Raw genomic sequence first — 17,144 nt, 5'->3', positions numbered from 1 at the left:
CAGATCTTCCAGATGAACCAACCCAAGAAAAGAACACACACGATAGGAAAGCCAAGCGTACTTATGGCAGTTTGGATTGTGTTTACATCCATTTGTCAGTCCTTTCCGCACAATAAAAAAAGAACTGCTTAACAGTCCTTATTTACTAAGTGCTTTATAAAGTTCATTATTCTCCTGAAAAAGTTTTGCTCTTTCAGAGTAGGACATTTTGGCGAAATCGGCTTTGGTGATTCCTTTGTTGGTAGCGTGATTGCCACTGGGATTTGATACCTGTCCGAGAAAGTAGTTGCCGAGTGCGTCACCTACCTTATCAATCGAGCCATCAATATCCTCACCAACATTAAGATACTGTGCCAGTTCGCTAGGAAGTCCTTTAGCTTTAAGTTTATCGGCAATCGTCATTGCTCTTTCCTTATTGGCTACTTCCTTTTCCTTTGCTTCAAGATTAGCTATACGCTGTTCTAAAGCTTTTTCTGCATCAGATTTCTCCGCAGGTTTGTACTGTGCTAATTCATCATTGACAGTTTTAAGTTCCGAACTGTACTTTGTTCTGACCTTATCTGTTTCTGACTGTACTAACTTTGTTACTGCTTCAATCTGCTCCTGTGTTAATCCTTCAATATTAAGTTCCATTAAATTACTCCTTCCTGTGTTGCTCTATCATGCCCTCACTGAGTTCATGTTTACGCCCCACAATACATTGTGTGTTTGTTATATATGTAAATTGGTGTGAGCGAAAATTTTGCACTCACCAAATCTACGCAACTTTGTTTCATCAAAAAAGGAACATACCGAAGTATGCTCCTAAATAATTTCTTCTTTCTACATTTAAGAAAATCTAATTTTTTATAAAAATATGCCAGAAAACCATTGATATATAATGATTTTGAAGATTTTCTATTTATCGACAAAATCTAGTTTCTTTCTACATTTAAGAAAAACGAATTTTTTGTAAAAAGTACCTTGAAAGCCTTATAAATCAAGGTTTGTAGGGTATTAGGCTTTTATTCCAAAATCGCCTTTCTTCTATACATTTAAGAAAAACATATTTTTTTGAAAATGTACTTTGAAAACCTTATGTATCAAGGATTTTCGGAGTTGTAAGAAACTTCACACATTAACGTTTCTCATTCACATTGTTTTCCATATGTGATATATAACACCATAAAAACATCATTTTGTCCTTATAAATTGTAGGAAATATAAGGATTTCTATTTCGCTACAAGTCTATTTCTATTTGTGGTTATATACATTGTATTCCATATATGATATATAACACCGCAAAAACAGCCGTAAAGTCTTGTAAACCATAGGAGATATAAGGATTTTCTAAATCAAACAAGTCCATTTCTATTTTATGACGATTTCATTGTTTTCCATTAGTGATATATAGCTACACAAAAACACCAATAAAACCTTATTTTATAAGGAAAAATCGGATTTTCTATTTTCTCGCATCTTATTTTTATACTTTTTATCTGCTTTTCTATTAGATTCTTTCTCCTCATAAGTTCACTTTTCGGCAATCTCTAAAACTATTGATACTGCTATGTTTTCTGTATGTCAAAATAATTATGTCTGCACGAAAATAGTCTATTTTGGATGCGAATTTTTTTCGTCTCCATATAACACCCTCATTTGATACCCATTAAACTATTGAAAATACTACATTTTCAACAACTCCGTTCCGCAAAAATTTTTCTTCCTTCCATATAACGGACGTTAAGCAAATCCTGAAAGCCAATAAAATCAAGGGTTTTGGGAAACAATAACAAAATAATCGTGCATAGTTGCCGAATATTTTTGTGCATGATATGTTATTCTCCATATAGCCACAAATGATATTACTTTTTCGACCATATATAATGGACTATGGTTTTCTAAAAGTATTGATTTTTGGGCATTATCAACTGGTGGGACATAAGCTAAATCCAGAAAACTACCCTCTCCTATGTAAAATAAATTTGGTCACGAAATTCGTTATCTAAGACTTACTCAATTTCGCATTTTGCATGTTTTTTGTAATTACCCTCTCCTATGTGATTTAAAATTCTTCCATAAACAGCGGATGAAAATGACAATTATTTGCCAGTTCTCCATATAGCCACAAAACTTGTTCCATAATTTATAGAAGAAATGGATTTTCACATTCCAATATTTATGGAAGATTTGATATGTCTACATTACCAATATCTATCTATTTATCCATTCTTTGCGGAATCCTTCTTTAAAGCACCATTTATTCGTAAAATCCTTTAGATATTTCGACACAGACGCTTTTATATTAAAATGTTCTTTTATAATCTTCCCTTTAAACATTCCTTTCTGCATCACCTGTTCAGGAATATACTGACGCTCTAAAGTAATACCACTCATAATTTTTATCTTTAAATCTTCTTCCTTATCATCTGTATTTCTTAAATAACGATTAACTATGTCTTCATAATGTCGCATTATATATTCTGTTTCAACTTTGGAAATATGCTGACGTTCCATCTCTCCTATAAGTTCTTTCATTATTTCATCATGTGTTATTGTCTTCATATTGTGTCCTTTCTAATTTTATTTTTTTACTCTTCCCTAAAAGAAACATTTGATGGGTATTTTTCGACCATATTCAATGGACTATGGATTTTTTGATAAAATATAATAACCCAATATTTATGGTCGAATTTTTAACAAAAGCCTAGCTACTACATTTTTTATTTTTACTCGTCCCCCTTAGTCCGTTTTCTCATTTTTGGGAAATCGCTGAAATGCTTATGTAGCAAGGGTTTTGGGGAATTGGGTGAGGAAAATAAAAAATTTTTATGCAAAACTTCTTTTATCGTCCTTCCCTTTATGTCATTTTCTCAAAATAGAGAAATCCAAAATTTGCTTATTTTATAAGGGTTTATAAAAGAACAAAGTAGACCACCTCATATTTTTATGCAAAACTTATCTTCCTACCATAAGATACAGAAAAATAAAATTGTGCTTAAAGGCTTGAAAATGCTAGGAAATATAAGAGTTTCTAAATCGAACATTTATACTCTCTCTTACATAATAAGAAAAACGGACATGGTTGTTGTAAACCTTGTAAAATCAAGGGCTACACGACTTTTAGCTTTTCCTAATTTACACTTATTACTATACATTTAAGGAAATCAAATTTTTTGTAAAAATATGCCAAAAAGCCTTATAAATCAAGGGTTCACGAGATTGAGTTTTTCAAACATTTAAGCGTTTCTCTTCTATACATTCAAAGGAAACGAATTTTTATTCCAACATCCCCATAATCACCTGATATATAAGGCAAAAATGGGGATGTTTGCTTCGAACATTTTAGTGTTTCTACTCAGTCATTTCCAAATTTTTACTTGCTGTTACACCGTTGACTGTACACTTGATAGTGATTGTATGTGCAAGATAACTCTGTGCAGCAGAAGTCAACTTCATTCTCTTGCTATTAGTAGACGAACCCTTATACCAAACGACCATAGAATCATTTGTATATTCAGTTCCATCAATGAAACAAGTCCATGTAAAGTCAGCAGTTGTCATATCGGCAACAACTGTTTCTGTTATATCCTGTCCATTCTTATCAGCAAACAGACAAGTAAGTGTCTTATAAGAGCCACCAATCTTAATAGTATCTGTAGATGTTGATATGCTCGTTGTATAATTGACTTTCTGTGTTGTGTCTGAAATAGCCATAGTTGTTGTACAGGTAGCACCACCGCATGAAGCAACAATATCAACTGAACCTTCTTGAAGCATAGTCATAAGACCATTATCATCAACTGTAGCAATCTCAACATTAGAAGATTTATATGATATATGTGGATTCTCTACAACATTCCCATTGTTGGTCACGGAATAAGTCAACTGATATGTGTTGCTCTCCTTCAGATCAAATGAGGTTACACCAGTATATTTCATCTTATAGTTGTCAATCGGTGCTTGCGTCTGCTCCAAATACATATAGAACAGATTATTATTCTTAAAGGTATTCCCAACCTTGTAATAGTTGCCAAATCCTCTAAACGAATCATTCACCTTTATATTCTCCACTGCACTGTTATAACCAGTATATAAAGCTACTGCACCATACAACTGTGTAATAGTTCCATGAGCCACAGTCCACTTGTCAGATACTACAACAAATGGAATACTGGCAGTACCCTTATCTGTCTTAACCTTATAGGTCATATCACTTCTGACTGCAATAGAAGTGAAATATATATCACTCTCAATTCCATCCTGAGAAGTTACAATAAAATTACTTCCGTTCAGTACAAAGATAGTTCCAATATGAATAGGTGTACTCTGAGCATAGAAGAATCTAACCTTGCCCTGTGGTGTTGTACTACGCTGATTCCTACGGAAGAATACATTATATTTAATATCAGAGTTGAAGAAATCTGCAACTGTGATTTTTTCTCGATTCATGGTCATATCAAACTGTTTCTGGGTACGACCAAATACATTCGCATAATTCATTTATTCTCCTTCCTTAATAATTCATCATCAAACCATTTTAAATTTCCATGATTATCTAATGGCAGTTCCATCTTTGAGCCATCATTAAATTCAATCACCTGTGTTGATCTTCCGTTATTTGCCTTAATCCATTTCTTCATTATGATATTCTCCTTTACATTCTGATTTGTTCTCTGTTTTTGTTCTTCATATTATCTAATGGATTGAATTTTTCAAAGTCCATCTGCAAATCCTGACCAAACATAGCAAGATATTCATTCGTGACTGCAATATTACTGTGTCCCATGATGGTCTTTAATCTTACAATATCACCACCTGAGAGAATCCAGTTTTTTGCGAAAGTATGTCGGAATGAATGTATACTTGTGACATTGACACCATGCTTAATGTTGTAGCGATATACCAATGTCTGCCATGTCCTGTTACTGGCTTGCTCACCATAGTTATTACAGAAAAGAAAATCATCAGGATTTCCACCACGAATATCAAGATACTCTCTCAATATCTCAGATAAAGACGCTGAGAGTGGGATTAACTGCTGTCTACGGTTCTTTGTCTTACGCAACATAATCATTCCATTATCAAAGTCAATGTCCTTGATATGGACGTTTAAAGCCGTACTGAGACGATTTCCAGTAGCAAGCATATAGTTTTCAAACACCCATGTCTTAAACTCCGTAAAAGAGCAACTATTGAGGTCTGGCTTGGCTAATAATTTCTCCAACTGTTCATTCGAGTAAGTTTCCTTAATGTCCTTCTGTGCTTTTGGAAGATGAATTTTGAACGAGGTCATGTAGTTACATTCCATGCAATAATATAGGAACGCTCTCACAGACCGTAAATAAGATACGACAGATACATCATTCACATTATGTTCTGTTTTAAGATGATTGGTAAATCCATCCACTGTGTCGATTGTAACCGCACTGATAAGACCACCTTCACAGTAATCTACAAACGGATGAATCTTATTCTCGTATGACACAATAGATGCTTGGGATAAATTCTTGACACGACACTTTCTGATAAATAAATCATAAGCATCATTTACAGATAAATTTTTAGATTTGTTCATTTGGATTTGTTTCATAATAACAACCTCACTTTCTGTGTGCTTGACCTCTAAATTTAAGTGAGAAGGTTATACGAATACAATAAAAAAACTCATCACTAAAAGCAATGAGTTTTCCCATATAATGAGACATCGGGGATTCGAACCCCGGACAACTTGATTAAAAGTCAAGTGCTCTACCAACTGAGCTAATATCCCATACATATTTAGTTCGATAAGTGCTCTTTCCAAATCCTTTTGGAATCCTTCAAGATACATCACAGCTTAACTGGGCTAGTTGGATTCGAACCAACGTATGCAGCAGTCAAAGTGCTGTGCCTTACCGCTTGGCGATAGCCCATCAATTTTACAAAAGATGCTCTAACCATCGCATCAAGGTGGATACAGGGATTCGAACCCTGGGCCTCCAGAGCCACAATCTGGCGCGCTAACCAACTGCGCTATACCCACCATAAGATTCCGGCCATCAGGCGGTCTCTCTTCCCTCTTGGGAAAATGTGCTCGAAGGGATTCGAACCCCCGACCCACGGCTTAGAAGGCCGTTGCTCTATCCAGCTGAGCTACGAACACATATCTAATTTTCCAATTAGAAAGCGGGTGATGGGAATCGAACCCACGTATCCAGCTTGGAAGGCTGGTGTTCTACCATTGAACTACACCCGCATGAAGTCGGGGTGACAGGATTCGAACCTGCGACCTCCTGGTCCCAAACCAGGCGCTCTAGCCAAGCTGAGCCACACCCCGTCAACGCTATTTAAATTTCTTTTTCCGTGACGCAAGACATATTATATTATAGCATATACCAATTGTCAACATTTATTTTCAAATTTTTTCAAAAAATTTTTACAACTCCGAATCTTGCCCCAATTTATAAAGGTTTTTTTGATTTTTCTTCTTCAGAAAGATATTTGAGCTGATAGTCCGGAGTACCATTTGCGTCGATTTCCATCACGATATAAGACGGCAGATGTCCATCCTGACGAGGATATGATGTGCTGCCCGGATTCAATGCCACTACACCATGATCCTTTTCTATAAGCGGTCTGTGGGTGTGTCCGAACATTACAATATCCATGCCTCTTCCCCTTGCCTCTTTCTTGATATCCTCCAGGCCGGCAGAAACATAATAGTAATGTCCATGGGTAATCAATGCCTTTAATCCTCCGATTTCAATTTCCTTTTCTTTCGGAAGTTCAGAGAAAAAGTCATTATTTCCTGCCACAATGTCCAGTGGACATCCTGCCAGTTCCGCAATATAGTCCTCATAACCTTCTGCATCTCCCAGATGAATCATACGGTCAAAAGGTCTTTCTTTTTCCATAATCGTTATCAGATTTTCATGTTTCTTATGGGTATCACTTACTATCAATACTCTCATCTTTTATCTTCCTTTATGATAAACCTTTTCCCATGAGTGCTTCTTTCATTGCGCGTAATGCTTTTCCACGATGGCTCATTTCATTCTTCTTATCCGGTGGCAAGCTTGCTGTGGAGCAGTTATATTCATCCACATAAAAGATTGGATCATAGCCAAATCCATTTTCACCCTGAGGCTCAAATCCAATATATCCCTCAATTGTCTCACGGGTTACCAGTGTTTCTTTATCCGGTAATACAGCCGCAATTGCACATACAAAGCGTGCGGTCCGCTGTTCCTTTGGTACTCCATTCAGACGGTCCAAAAGATTCTGGTTTTTTATGGTATAAGAGGTATCTTCTCCCATATAACGGGCGGAATATACACCCGGTTCCTTATTCAGATAATCAATTTCCAGACCAGAATCATCAGCTAAAACAATAGCATCTGTATATGCTGCCACAGCATTTGCCTTAATCAGTGCATTTTCTTCAAAAGTAGTTCCATTTTCTTCAATATCCACACTGATTCCGGCTTCTTTCATAGAAAGAATCTCTACATCAAGATCCGATAAAATCATGCGGATTTCTTTCATCTTGTCCTTGTTTCCTGTTGCAAATATTATTTTATTCATCTTAATATCCCTCCTGAAATGCCCGGTAAATTGCATTATAAATTGCCTGTGCTGCCTCTTTCTGATATGCTTCATCATTCAACCGGTTCAGTTCATCCTGATTTGTCATAAAGCCTACTTCTATCAATGCTACCGGCATCTCTGCTGTTCGTATAATATAAATCTCGTGTCCTTTTACAATTCCCTTACTGGTACTTCCTAACGCCGCTGTCATTTCTTCTAAGCAAATCTGGGCTAACTGCATACTTCCATTTTCCTCAGATGCCTTCTCTTCATCATACATGACTGCTGTTCCGTTGATACTGGACATTCTTCCGCTCTTGGTAGAATTATTATGTACGCTGATAAAGAGGTCTGCCCCGGCTTTATTTGCCATATCTACACGCTGTTCAAGACTTGGATTGCTGTCATCCGTTCTCGTATAGTAGACTCCGACGCTCTCATCTCCTGCTTCATCAAATAATTCCTTTACTTTAAGCACTATAGCAAGGTCAATATCTTTCTCATTAATGCCCTGCTTTGTAGCTCCCGGTGCATTTCCACCATGTCCTGCATCTATTACCACAACTTTATCATAGACTTCATGTGGTGTCAAAAAATCCATATAAATATAATGCTCGTCAGATGTCTTTTGTAATTCCACCACACTATCTAAAGAGATCTCAATTACACCATATTCCGGCTCACTTTCATAAGTCAGATTATCTATATGATAGCTCTTTCCTATCATGGGATAGTTATAAAGATAATTCTCATCTGCTCCCGGAATTTTAATGATAATGGTCTGGGTCAGATAGTCATTTTCTACGCTGACATCTTCCGGTGTCACATTTTCCGGTAACGCAATACGAAGCTGCTGGTCAAAGCTGATGCCCTCCTGGCTGTCTACATTTGCCGTATTATACTGCAGCATTTCCAGCGCATCCATATTTTCCTTGCGCTCGATGGCTTCCTGTGCCCGAAGTTCCCTGTTTTCCTCTGCCCGGATATGAAGTTGTGGAAAAAACAGCAGCGTTCCTGCCACAATAATGCTTATGGCAGTAATAATCACGGTAGCTGCTTTAATAACTTTCTCTTCCATCCCGCTCTGACTTACCTTTCTTTTGCATATGCTTTTATACAAAGATTTGCAGACTGGGTTTCTTCTACATTTTCCCAGTTTTTGCCGTTGGTACTGATATATCCCTCTCCATCGGAAAGATCTACGTTTCTGGTTGATTCATCTGCCTTATATTCAATTGCCATTGGATGCACGGAATCCGGAGTCTTTATCATCAGTACAATGGCAAATTTTTCTCCCTTGTTCACTGCAATTTTCTTATCAAAAGTAACGGTATAGAAACCTGCATTATCAAACTTTCCGGAAGCTACTTTCTGCCGTTTGGACAGACTTTCCCTTCCATCATAGTCCTTTACTACATATACTTCATATTCCGTATTTTTCCCGGTTGCATAGAAGCCTGCTGCCTCTAAATTTTCATTGCTTTCCGCTGTATATACATTTGCTCCATAAATGGTATCACGGTTGTATCCCAGCTGACCGACCCAGCCACATAAATCGGACTGATAAATCATATCATAATTATCGGTATCTTCTACTCCGGTATAAACCAGATTGTGAATTCCTACATTGGTATCATAATAAGAGACATAGAATACTCCATTGTCTCCAAAATCTTTTCCCCAGCTGTTCTGGCAGATAAATGCACCGTCTCCCTCTAAATCTCCCGGGAAATTCTCTTTCGCATAACTGTCATCCCAGCCAATAATCGCCACATCATGATTCGGCTTTTCTGAACCAACATAGCAATAAGAATTGGTCTCCTGATTAAAATATTCGGAACGGCTGTTGACATTCTGCAATGTACTGTAAATAGAAGTCTCGACTGCACCATATTTAAAAACTGCCTCTTTAATCTTCTCCAAATCCTTGCTTTCAATAATCTGTGCTTCCTGCACATGTTTGACCGGAGCTAAATTCTTTGTCAGCTCACCGTCATATGGGTCGTCCTTTTCCAATACAGGACCCTGCCATGCAGTCAGATATGCCAGACTCATAGTATACTCCCCACCATCATTCTGTCCTAAGCCAAAACTGTTTCCAAGACTCATGTTATCGGTGGAAAATATATCATTTTCTTCCGGAAGCAGCATGGATTCCAGTGCTGCCAGAGAAGATGCAGCCCAGCAGGTTCCCTTATTTCCCTGGTTCTTCACCTGCGGTGCTCTTCCTTTCTCCCGCAAGTCATAATGAGATGGCAGAATGCTTGTCTCAGAAGAAGTATTCACCACCACTGCTTCATTTTTATTAACATCCCATGCATAAGAATAACCAAGCTTCGAGGCAATGACCTCTGCCGGCACATAATAACGGTCATCAATCCGTGTCAATGTAGAAGAAAATTTCTCCTTCTCATCATTTATCTGTACTTCCTGGTCATCTAAGCTCATCCACAAGCTGTCTGAATATTTTTCTATCAAAAGAGCCGTGTCATCGTAAAGATGCACGCTGCAGTTATAACTGTCCCGGATCAAGTCCAATGGTACCATCAGATTCAGATTTTCATCCATATAGATTCCATTGTCCTTGTTGGTATATACTTTATTATCAATCGCTACCGTAAGATTCTTCTCATTGATGCTTTTTGCAATCAGAGGGTTCCAGTCGCTGCTCTGCAAATCTGCACCACGGAACTGTCCGATTTCTTCGGTTACACCCTTAAAATTGGCAAATTTCAGTATCAATGCAAGAACTAAAAGTAACGTGAATACTACATATCTCTTAGAATAACGTACTTTTTCCCTCACTCTTTTGTCCCTTTCCGTTTTGGTGGCTTCGGTCCCATGAACTGATAGAAATATGTCTTTAACATTCCATTATAAATCTTGCGGTTTTTATCCGGTTTTCTTCCGATATCCTTTGGTGCATTCTCATAGCTGGTAATCAGGTACATAGACCATGAATCCAGCCTTCTGTATGCCTCACCAATTGTCCGGTATAATTCCGGCAATGCCGCCTTTTCTTCCAATCGCTCACCATATGGCGGATTGGATATGATAAAACCGTATTTTTTCGGATGGTTCAACTGGCTTACCGGTCTCTGCTGGAAATGAATCATGCCATCCACACCGGCACGCTTTGCATTTTCTCTTGCTGCACGCACAATTTCTTCATCAATATCATATCCCTGGATATCCACCTTAATATTGGTATCCACCATTTCCTGGGCTTCATTTACTGTATCGTACCAGAGCTGACGCGGTATCAGGTTTGTCCACTGCTCTGCTAGGAAACTACGGTTCATGCCCGGTGCTATATTGGCTGCAATCATTGCTGCTTCAATCGGAAATGTTCCACTTCCGCAGAATGGATCTACTAAAATTCTGTCCTTATTCCATGGTGTCAGCATTATCAATGCTGCTGCAAGGGTCTCTGTGATTGGTGCCTTACTGGTAAGAGTCCGGTAGCCTCTCTTATGTAAAGATTCTCCGGAGGTATCTAATGCTGCCATTACTTCATCCTTCAACAGGAAAATTCGTACCGGATAGGATGCACCACTTTCTTCAAACCAATTGGTATGATATTTCTGTTTCAGCCGTTCTACCATTGCCTTCTTAACAATAGACTGGATGTCTGACGGACTGAACAATTTACTCTTTATGGAAGAAGCCTTGGTGACCCAGAATTTACCATTTTCCGGAATATACTCTTCCCATGGAAGTGCCTTGATTCCTTCAAATAATTCATCAAATGTCTCCGCTTTAAATTTTCCTACCCGAAGCAGCACACGCTCCGTTGTACGCAGGAAAATATTTGCACGGCAGATTGCCTCTGCATCACCAATGAAAGTCACTCTTCCATCTTCCACCTCTGAGATTTCATATCCCAGATCATATATTTCTTTTTTCAAAACTGATTCTAAGCCAAAATGACATGGCACTGTTAATTCGTATGTTTTCATATGTTCTTTCTCCATTATCACTACTATCTTATCTGTTCTAAATGACACTGTCAATGTTCTTTTCTATCCATTTAGTGCATTTAGGCCTCCAATCAGAGTATATATCTGATATCCCTGCCGCGTCAGTCTTTTTGCTGCATACATACTTGTATTTCCATACTCACAACACAGCAGTATCTTGCGATTTTTCGGCAGCTTATGCTCCCAGTGTTCTATCTCATCATAAGGATAACAATGGGCATTTCTCAAATGAAATACCTGAAAATCCTCCCTGCTTCTCAAATCAACAATATATATCTGTGGATCATCTTTTAGTTTCCATAATTCCGCTACACTGATAGCCGTAAATCTCATATGCCATCTCCCCCAAAAATCTCCTGACTTTTTCTGCTATGAAAAAACAGATTACAAAGTGTTCCTTGTAATCTGTTTCTTATTTTAATATATGCAGTTTTTCAATAAGATTGACCTAGTAATTGCATTTGTTGGATGTCTTGTTATCCGCCTTGTTATCACTTCTGTTGCTGGTCCTATTGCCTGCTTTGTTGCCGGTTTTGTTATCCGCATTTTCAAAGTCATTATCAGCATTCATTGTGCGGTTTACATTGCTTGTTTTGTTTTTTGCATTATCTGCATTTTTTGCCATAATATCGCCTCCTTTTTTTATCAGATACTTTTTCTTTTGATTCTCTGATACAGTGATATTATTTCTTAATTTCTTATTATTATTCTCATTTGCATTGCATTTTAAAAACTTTTATATTATAATTTTTTTCGTATAAGAATTGTTTTTTTATACAGTTATACCCCTTATTAATTATTTATACTCCCCTCAAGAAAGCCACAGGAATCCTAAGATTCATGTGGCTTTCTTATTTACACGAGTAGCTCGCAAAACGTATTTCTCGTAGTTATTGTTCTTTACATATTATAGAAATTCATATTTTCCTGCAGTTCCATATTCATCTCGCCGCCGTTCTTCTCATATCTGGTACGGAATCCATCGATATGACGCAGTTTACGTTCCTGGAATATTTTAAACCGGCTGATCATATCCTGATACATCGGGTTTGCCTCTAATGCATCCCTGTATTTCTTGGCAAACGGACAATAACGGAACAGAATATCCCTTGCTACACGGTTCAGGCGGAAACTGCCGCCTGCCTCGTATTTAATCCATCCGATATAATCAGAAATAAATACTTCACGATAGTTATTCTTTGACTTCCAGAGTGTATTCTTAATCTTCTCCTTTGCCTCTGTGGATAAATCACGGTTTTTCCGATAGTACTGGATATAATCACAATATTCTGAAGTAAGGGATTTCTCTGTAATATCATTCCAACGCATTCCCTGTATCTTACGGCACATTTCCCAACGGAATCTTCCGCAGGTCTCTATCATCATATCCTGCAGGCTGTAGATAGTCATAACCGGGAAAACAAATCGGGCGGATGTATCACGTTTTACTCCGGCAGTCTCCTGCCACATCATTGCTTTCATTCCCACATTCGGCATCAGAATAACATCTGGAAATACTTCTTTTTGCACCGGTTCAGCATTTACACCATGCATCGGATCTGAAAAAATCACTTCACGGTAGAACAACGAATAATCAACTTCACGGACTTTTTTGATTGCCTCCTCAATCCGCTCTGCAGTCACCAGCATCTTCTCTGTTTCCTGCACCATGTCATGCTTGCTCAGAATCGGACAGAAGGTACTTACTTTTCCATAAGTTGCCCGGTTCGTTGACACAAACATATTATTCATCTCATATTTGGTCTTTTCCCAGCAGTCTGTTTTCAACCGCTCCATTCCTGCTGCATCCAGCTTACCCATCCGCTTCTGCTCTGCCAGATATCCATTATAATCCAGGTCAAATTCATTCCGGCTTGGTTCATTCTTTCCTTCATAGATGCTCTTTAGCCACTCAAACATGGTATAGACATGGTCGCTTTTACACTTGAACAGTTTATCTGTCAAATCATAAAGTTCATTAGCGGTATCTTCTCCTACCATTCCCACATCCATAAATCCAAAATTCAAAAACATCTGAATAACCGGGTCTAGGTCATCCGCATCTTTCATGGCATGCTTAAATACATTTTTATAAGTAGCATAGAATAATGCTGTCAACTCTTTCCGAAGTTTTCTCGTTTTCTCATCATTATCAAAATTATCCGGAATTGCATCATATTCATGCATTTTGCTTCGAATTTTATGTACATCCTCTGCTGCCACTCCTGCATATTCTAAGATATGTACCAGACAGTCCTCTGTTTCTTCTTCCTCTTCTCCATCGGTTTCCGCATATTCCTGTTCCAGTAAATCTTCCGTTCCCTGAACCAGCTTATCCTCTGCCTGCGGCTTTGGTACTTCACCAATCAGTTCTCCTGCAAAGTTATATATTGCATCTGCCTTTATCTTTATATTGCTAAAATCATAAGTCTGATATTCCGTAATTCGTTTGTCCCGTTCTCCTGCATCTCCCAGACGGTTGTCCTTGATAAACTGTAACAATGGCTCTATTGCCTGTCGTATTTCCTCGATGTCAGCTCCACTTGCTGCTGCACGGGCTGCCATGTCAAAATAAAGCTGTAATAAATCCATTCGATTGATATCCAGATACAGATTTACATGCTCCTGTAAATATTCTTTTGCATGGTCAATCTCTCTTACCGCTTTGCACATAGCTCTTGCTGCCTGCATAATCTGTCCCGTCAGCAAATCCTCTTTCTGCTGAAAGAAATCCATAGTTCCACTATTCCCAAGTTCTGCCAGTTCATGGAAATAATCCGCTTCCCATTTCGGTGCCATATTGGTTCTTACATAAGGCTGCAGGCTCTCTATTCTCCGGAAACTTTTCTCCTGAATGCAATATTTTCTACATAACTCCTGATATTTCTGATACATTGCCAGTGCAAAGCTATAATATTTTTCTGTACTGTTTTGAAATCTCTGGTTTCGTCCAAGCATATGGTCTGCCTCACGAATTGCCACAGATAAAAATGCTGCTGCATATTTCGGCTGACTGATAAATATCTTACCAAAGTCCTCCGGAGCATGATAATGAAACGGATAAAGTGTTACATCATCCGCTGCCACATAATCTGCTATATATTCTTCTTCTGCACAATCCATCAGACCTATTATATTACCGCTTCCAATCTGCACTTCTTCCAGCTTAGACACCTGTCTCACTGTTCCATGAATTACCATATACAGTGCATTTACCGCTGTTCCATGCTTGATAAAGCATTTCCCTGCCGGGACCTTAATCATTGCCATAACACCAATTCCTCTGTTATTTCTATATTAAAATTACTTTATTATACTTGCTTATTAAAATCTTTTGTTCATACCCATTGCTATAAATAAAAAGAAAATGATTGCTACCGGAAGCAGAACCGGAAGTAAAAATGCAACTACCTGTGCAAGCAGAATTATAAGCAAAATTACAAACAGAAATACTGCCGCTAATATAAGCCAGATTCGAATTTTAATCTTCTTAAAAGAATACTCTCCGGAAGCTGTTTCCTGCCCATCCATTCCCTTTTGTGGTTCTGCTGTAGTTTTCTCTGCCGTTGCATTTTCTGCATCAATTATGCTTTTTGCAAGAAGTCTTGGATTTCCTAATTCTGCAATTACTTCAGCCTCCGTCTTTCCTTTATGAGATTCTGTAAGAATATATTCTTCATAATAGCGGAGATTATCATTCACCGCCTGCTGGCTTACCCTTCCCTGCAAAGCCTTTCTTAATTCTGTTAGGAATTCCTCTCTTGACATTTATTTTCCTCAACTCTTCTATTCCATTACTTTTTTGTTTTATTTTTTTATATAGTAGGAATTAGTTATTCTTCCGCTATAAATCAAATAATCAATTCCTACGCTTGTGCCAGAACTGCTCTCACGTTTAATCCAGTCTCCGTCACGCGTATAAGTTCCTTCCGATACATCTCCATTATCATCCTGTACATAAGTTCCATCCGCTTTAAAGGTAATGGAATATACCACATTATTACTATTCTTAAATGTACAGGTAGCATCAAAAGTATCTCCATCCGGTATCTCACCTTCATATAAATAATCTTTTGCAATCAGGTATTTTCCCTGTTTTACAAGATTCTGTACATCGCCACCATCGGAGGTCAGTGTAAGCTTATTTCCATCCATGACAAATGTTCCTGATGCCAGCTCTACTGCCTTGTCTCCCACACTGATATTCTCTTTATAAGTATTATTCTTTTCATTAAATGTAATTTCAAAAACAGTCGATGAATTATCGCTTGACATAATTTCACATGAATAAGTTCCAAGACTTCCACTATCCTTTGTCTTTACAGCAATTACCGCTACAATGGCTACTACTATAATAAGCACTGCTGCAAGAACTGATGTAAGCTTTGCATTCGCCTTTTTACTCTCATTCTTCATTAATAAATCAGTCCTCTCTGAAAAGATTTTTCACTTCTATATCATATATTTTTTATGCAAAACTGTCAAGAAAATGTAGTTATTGCAAACATTTTTCGCCATTCTGATAGAAATTCTCCATCATCTCCCTGGTAAGACTGATTTTATCATCCATGCCTGCAACCTGTTCTCTTGGTACCCATTCAGCCAGTGAAAGTTCATTCTTATCTAAAGTAATGGCATCTGTTCCTTCCACTCTGGCATAAAATCCCATCAGAAGATTGGAATCAAAGCCCCATGGCTGACTCTTATAGTATACAATATCCTTTACTTTCAATCCTACTTCTTCCATGACTTCCCTGCGAACTGTCTCTTCCGCAGTTTCGCCAATTTCTGTAAAACCTGCAATCAATGCGTATTTCTTATATTCCCTGTCTGAATATTTTGTCATCAATATTTTATTATCGTATATTACTCCCACAATTACTGCCGGAGCAATTTTCGGATAAACCATATTGCCACAGCATGCACAACGCATCATCCGCTCCTTCGTATCCGGCTGCAATTCCTTTCCGCATCTGCCACAATAACGGTTATCCCGATACCACACATACAAATGATATGCCGTTGCCGCAGCAAAACAATCTTTCTTTGAAACTGTTTCCCGCAGGCTGCGAATCGTAACCCATTCCATATTTCCAATATTATGGTTCTGCTTTTTGCTCTGCCTATTGACCTGCTCATCAAGCTGCTTTTCTACCTCTTTTTCTGCTTCTTCCTTTGTCCATACATTCAGCAGATAATACTGTACATCATCAATAGAAAACAGATATTGCAATCTTTTGTTACCGAATCCGTCAGCCTCTTGTTCTGTCTCTTTTATAAGTTCTTTTGAAAACTCTTTTATATAGAAGAAACTGATTTTAGAATCTTTTTTTACCAGGAGTTTATTTCCCGAAAATAAAAATACGATATCCTTATCCCGGCATTCTCTCTGTTGATATTCATTGTGAAATTTCATTGGTGCAATATCCTGTATCATACCTGCGCCACCCTTTTTTATATAATAAAAAGACCCCAAATCTCTGCTAAACAAAGATTCAAAGTCCTTTTTCCACGTGCGTGAGAAGATTCGAACTCCCGACACCTTGGTCCGTAGCCAAGTGCTCTATCCAGCTGAGCTACACGCACATATTAAATTATTACATACCATCGGTATG

Annotated in this window: 16 protein-coding genes and 7 tRNA genes; all 23 read right to left on the bottom strand. The window is 37.9% G+C overall.

Annotation, left to right across the window (positions count from 1 at the left end; genetic code table 11):
* Positions 1 to 138: 138 nt before the first annotated feature.
* Complete coding sequence (locus DWV68_RS11980) at positions 139 to 633, bottom strand: capsid assembly scaffolding protein Gp46 family protein (protein WP_118665897.1); 495 nt, start codon at positions 631 to 633, stop codon at positions 139 to 141.
* A 1,561-nt stretch (positions 634 to 2,194) separates the two neighbouring features.
* Entirely contained in the window at positions 2,195 to 2,545 is a 351-nt protein-coding gene (locus DWV68_RS11975) for a hypothetical protein (RefSeq protein ID WP_118665895.1), read from the bottom strand.
* A gap of 789 nt (positions 2,546 to 3,334) precedes the next feature.
* A complete protein-coding gene (locus DWV68_RS11970; protein ID WP_118665893.1) occupies positions 3,335 to 4,483 on the bottom strand; it encodes an Ig-like domain-containing protein in 1,149 nt (382 codons plus the stop codon).
* Complete coding sequence (locus tag DWV68_RS14460) at positions 4,480 to 4,623, bottom strand: hypothetical protein (RefSeq protein ID WP_156454687.1); 144 nt, start codon at positions 4,621 to 4,623, stop codon at positions 4,480 to 4,482. The genes DWV68_RS11970 and DWV68_RS14460 overlap by 4 nt, the downstream gene beginning before the upstream one ends.
* A 14-nt stretch (positions 4,624 to 4,637) precedes the next feature.
* Positions 4,638 to 5,573: a tyrosine-type recombinase/integrase gene (locus DWV68_RS11965; protein WP_118665891.1), complete on the bottom strand. Its 936-nt coding sequence runs from the start codon at positions 5,571 to 5,573 to the stop codon at positions 4,638 to 4,640.
* A 107-nt stretch (positions 5,574 to 5,680) separates the two neighbouring features.
* A tRNA-Lys gene (locus tag DWV68_RS11960) sits at positions 5,681 to 5,753 on the bottom strand.
* A gap of 70 nt (positions 5,754 to 5,823) precedes the next feature.
* Positions 5,824 to 5,895: transfer RNA gene (locus DWV68_RS11955), tRNA-Gln, on the bottom strand.
* A 36-nt stretch (positions 5,896 to 5,931) separates the two neighbouring features.
* Positions 5,932 to 6,005, bottom strand: a tRNA-His gene (locus DWV68_RS11950).
* A 46-nt stretch (positions 6,006 to 6,051) separates the two neighbouring features.
* Positions 6,052 to 6,125, bottom strand: a tRNA-Arg gene (locus tag DWV68_RS11945).
* 22 nt (positions 6,126 to 6,147) lie between these two features.
* A tRNA-Gly gene (locus tag DWV68_RS11940) sits at positions 6,148 to 6,218 on the bottom strand.
* A gap of 6 nt (positions 6,219 to 6,224) precedes the next feature.
* Positions 6,225 to 6,299 (bottom strand) — tRNA-Pro (locus tag DWV68_RS11935).
* Positions 6,300 to 6,423: 124 nt separating this feature from the next.
* Positions 6,424 to 6,933 carry a metallophosphoesterase family protein gene (locus DWV68_RS11930; RefSeq protein WP_117698514.1) on the bottom strand — a complete coding sequence of 170 codons (510 nt, stop codon included), beginning with the start codon at positions 6,931 to 6,933 and terminating at the stop codon, positions 6,424 to 6,426.
* Positions 6,934 to 6,946: 13 nt separating this feature from the next.
* Positions 6,947 to 7,546, bottom strand: coding sequence for an XTP/dITP diphosphatase (locus DWV68_RS11925; RefSeq protein ID WP_117698513.1), 600 nt, complete (start codon positions 7,544 to 7,546; stop codon positions 6,947 to 6,949).
* Between the two features lies 1 nt (position 7,547).
* Complete coding sequence (locus tag DWV68_RS11920; protein ID WP_117698550.1) at positions 7,548 to 8,627, bottom strand: N-acetylmuramoyl-L-alanine amidase family protein; 1,080 nt, start codon at positions 8,625 to 8,627, stop codon at positions 7,548 to 7,550.
* 11 nt (positions 8,628 to 8,638) lie between these two features.
* Positions 8,639 to 10,354, bottom strand: coding sequence for a lectin like domain-containing protein (locus DWV68_RS11915; RefSeq protein WP_117698512.1), 1,716 nt, complete (start codon positions 10,352 to 10,354; stop codon positions 8,639 to 8,641).
* A complete protein-coding gene (locus tag DWV68_RS11910) occupies positions 10,351 to 11,508 on the bottom strand; it encodes a THUMP domain-containing class I SAM-dependent RNA methyltransferase (RefSeq protein ID WP_117698511.1) in 1,158 nt (385 codons plus the stop codon). The genes DWV68_RS11915 and DWV68_RS11910 overlap by 4 nt, the downstream gene beginning before the upstream one ends.
* A gap of 63 nt (positions 11,509 to 11,571) precedes the next feature.
* A complete protein-coding gene (locus DWV68_RS11905; protein ID WP_117698510.1) occupies positions 11,572 to 11,862 on the bottom strand; it encodes a rhodanese-like domain-containing protein in 291 nt (96 codons plus the stop codon).
* A gap of 115 nt (positions 11,863 to 11,977) precedes the next feature.
* Positions 11,978 to 12,154 (bottom strand): hypothetical protein, encoded by a 177-nt coding sequence (locus DWV68_RS14455; protein ID WP_022243479.1) that lies wholly within the window; start codon positions 12,152 to 12,154, stop codon positions 11,978 to 11,980.
* Between the two features lie 275 nt (positions 12,155 to 12,429).
* A complete protein-coding gene (locus DWV68_RS11900; RefSeq protein ID WP_118173533.1) occupies positions 12,430 to 14,799 on the bottom strand; it encodes a Crp/Fnr family transcriptional regulator in 2,370 nt (789 codons plus the stop codon).
* Positions 14,800 to 14,853: 54 nt separating this feature from the next.
* The gene (locus DWV68_RS11895) at positions 14,854 to 15,297 is read right to left on the bottom strand and encodes a DUF1700 domain-containing protein (RefSeq protein WP_117841676.1); all 444 of its coding nucleotides are present in this window, start codon (positions 15,295 to 15,297) and stop codon (positions 14,854 to 14,856) included.
* Positions 15,298 to 15,336: 39 nt separating this feature from the next.
* Entirely contained in the window at positions 15,337 to 15,945 is a 609-nt protein-coding gene (locus tag DWV68_RS11890; RefSeq protein WP_117698507.1) for a hypothetical protein, read from the bottom strand.
* 79 nt (positions 15,946 to 16,024) lie between these two features.
* A complete protein-coding gene (gene nudC / locus DWV68_RS11885; protein ID WP_117841675.1) occupies positions 16,025 to 16,966 on the bottom strand; it encodes an NAD(+) diphosphatase in 942 nt (313 codons plus the stop codon).
* Positions 16,967 to 17,041: 75 nt separating this feature from the next.
* A tRNA-Arg gene (locus DWV68_RS11880) sits at positions 17,042 to 17,115 on the bottom strand.
* Positions 17,116 to 17,144: the final 29 nt, after the last annotated feature.

The organism is Roseburia sp. AF12-17LB (genome assembly GCF_003479605.1).
Classification (GTDB): Bacteria; Bacillota; Clostridia; order Lachnospirales; family Lachnospiraceae; genus Roseburia_C; species Roseburia_C amylophila.
The sequence above is the reverse complement of the archived record's forward strand: the minus strand, read 5'-3'. Positions and strand labels throughout refer to the sequence as shown.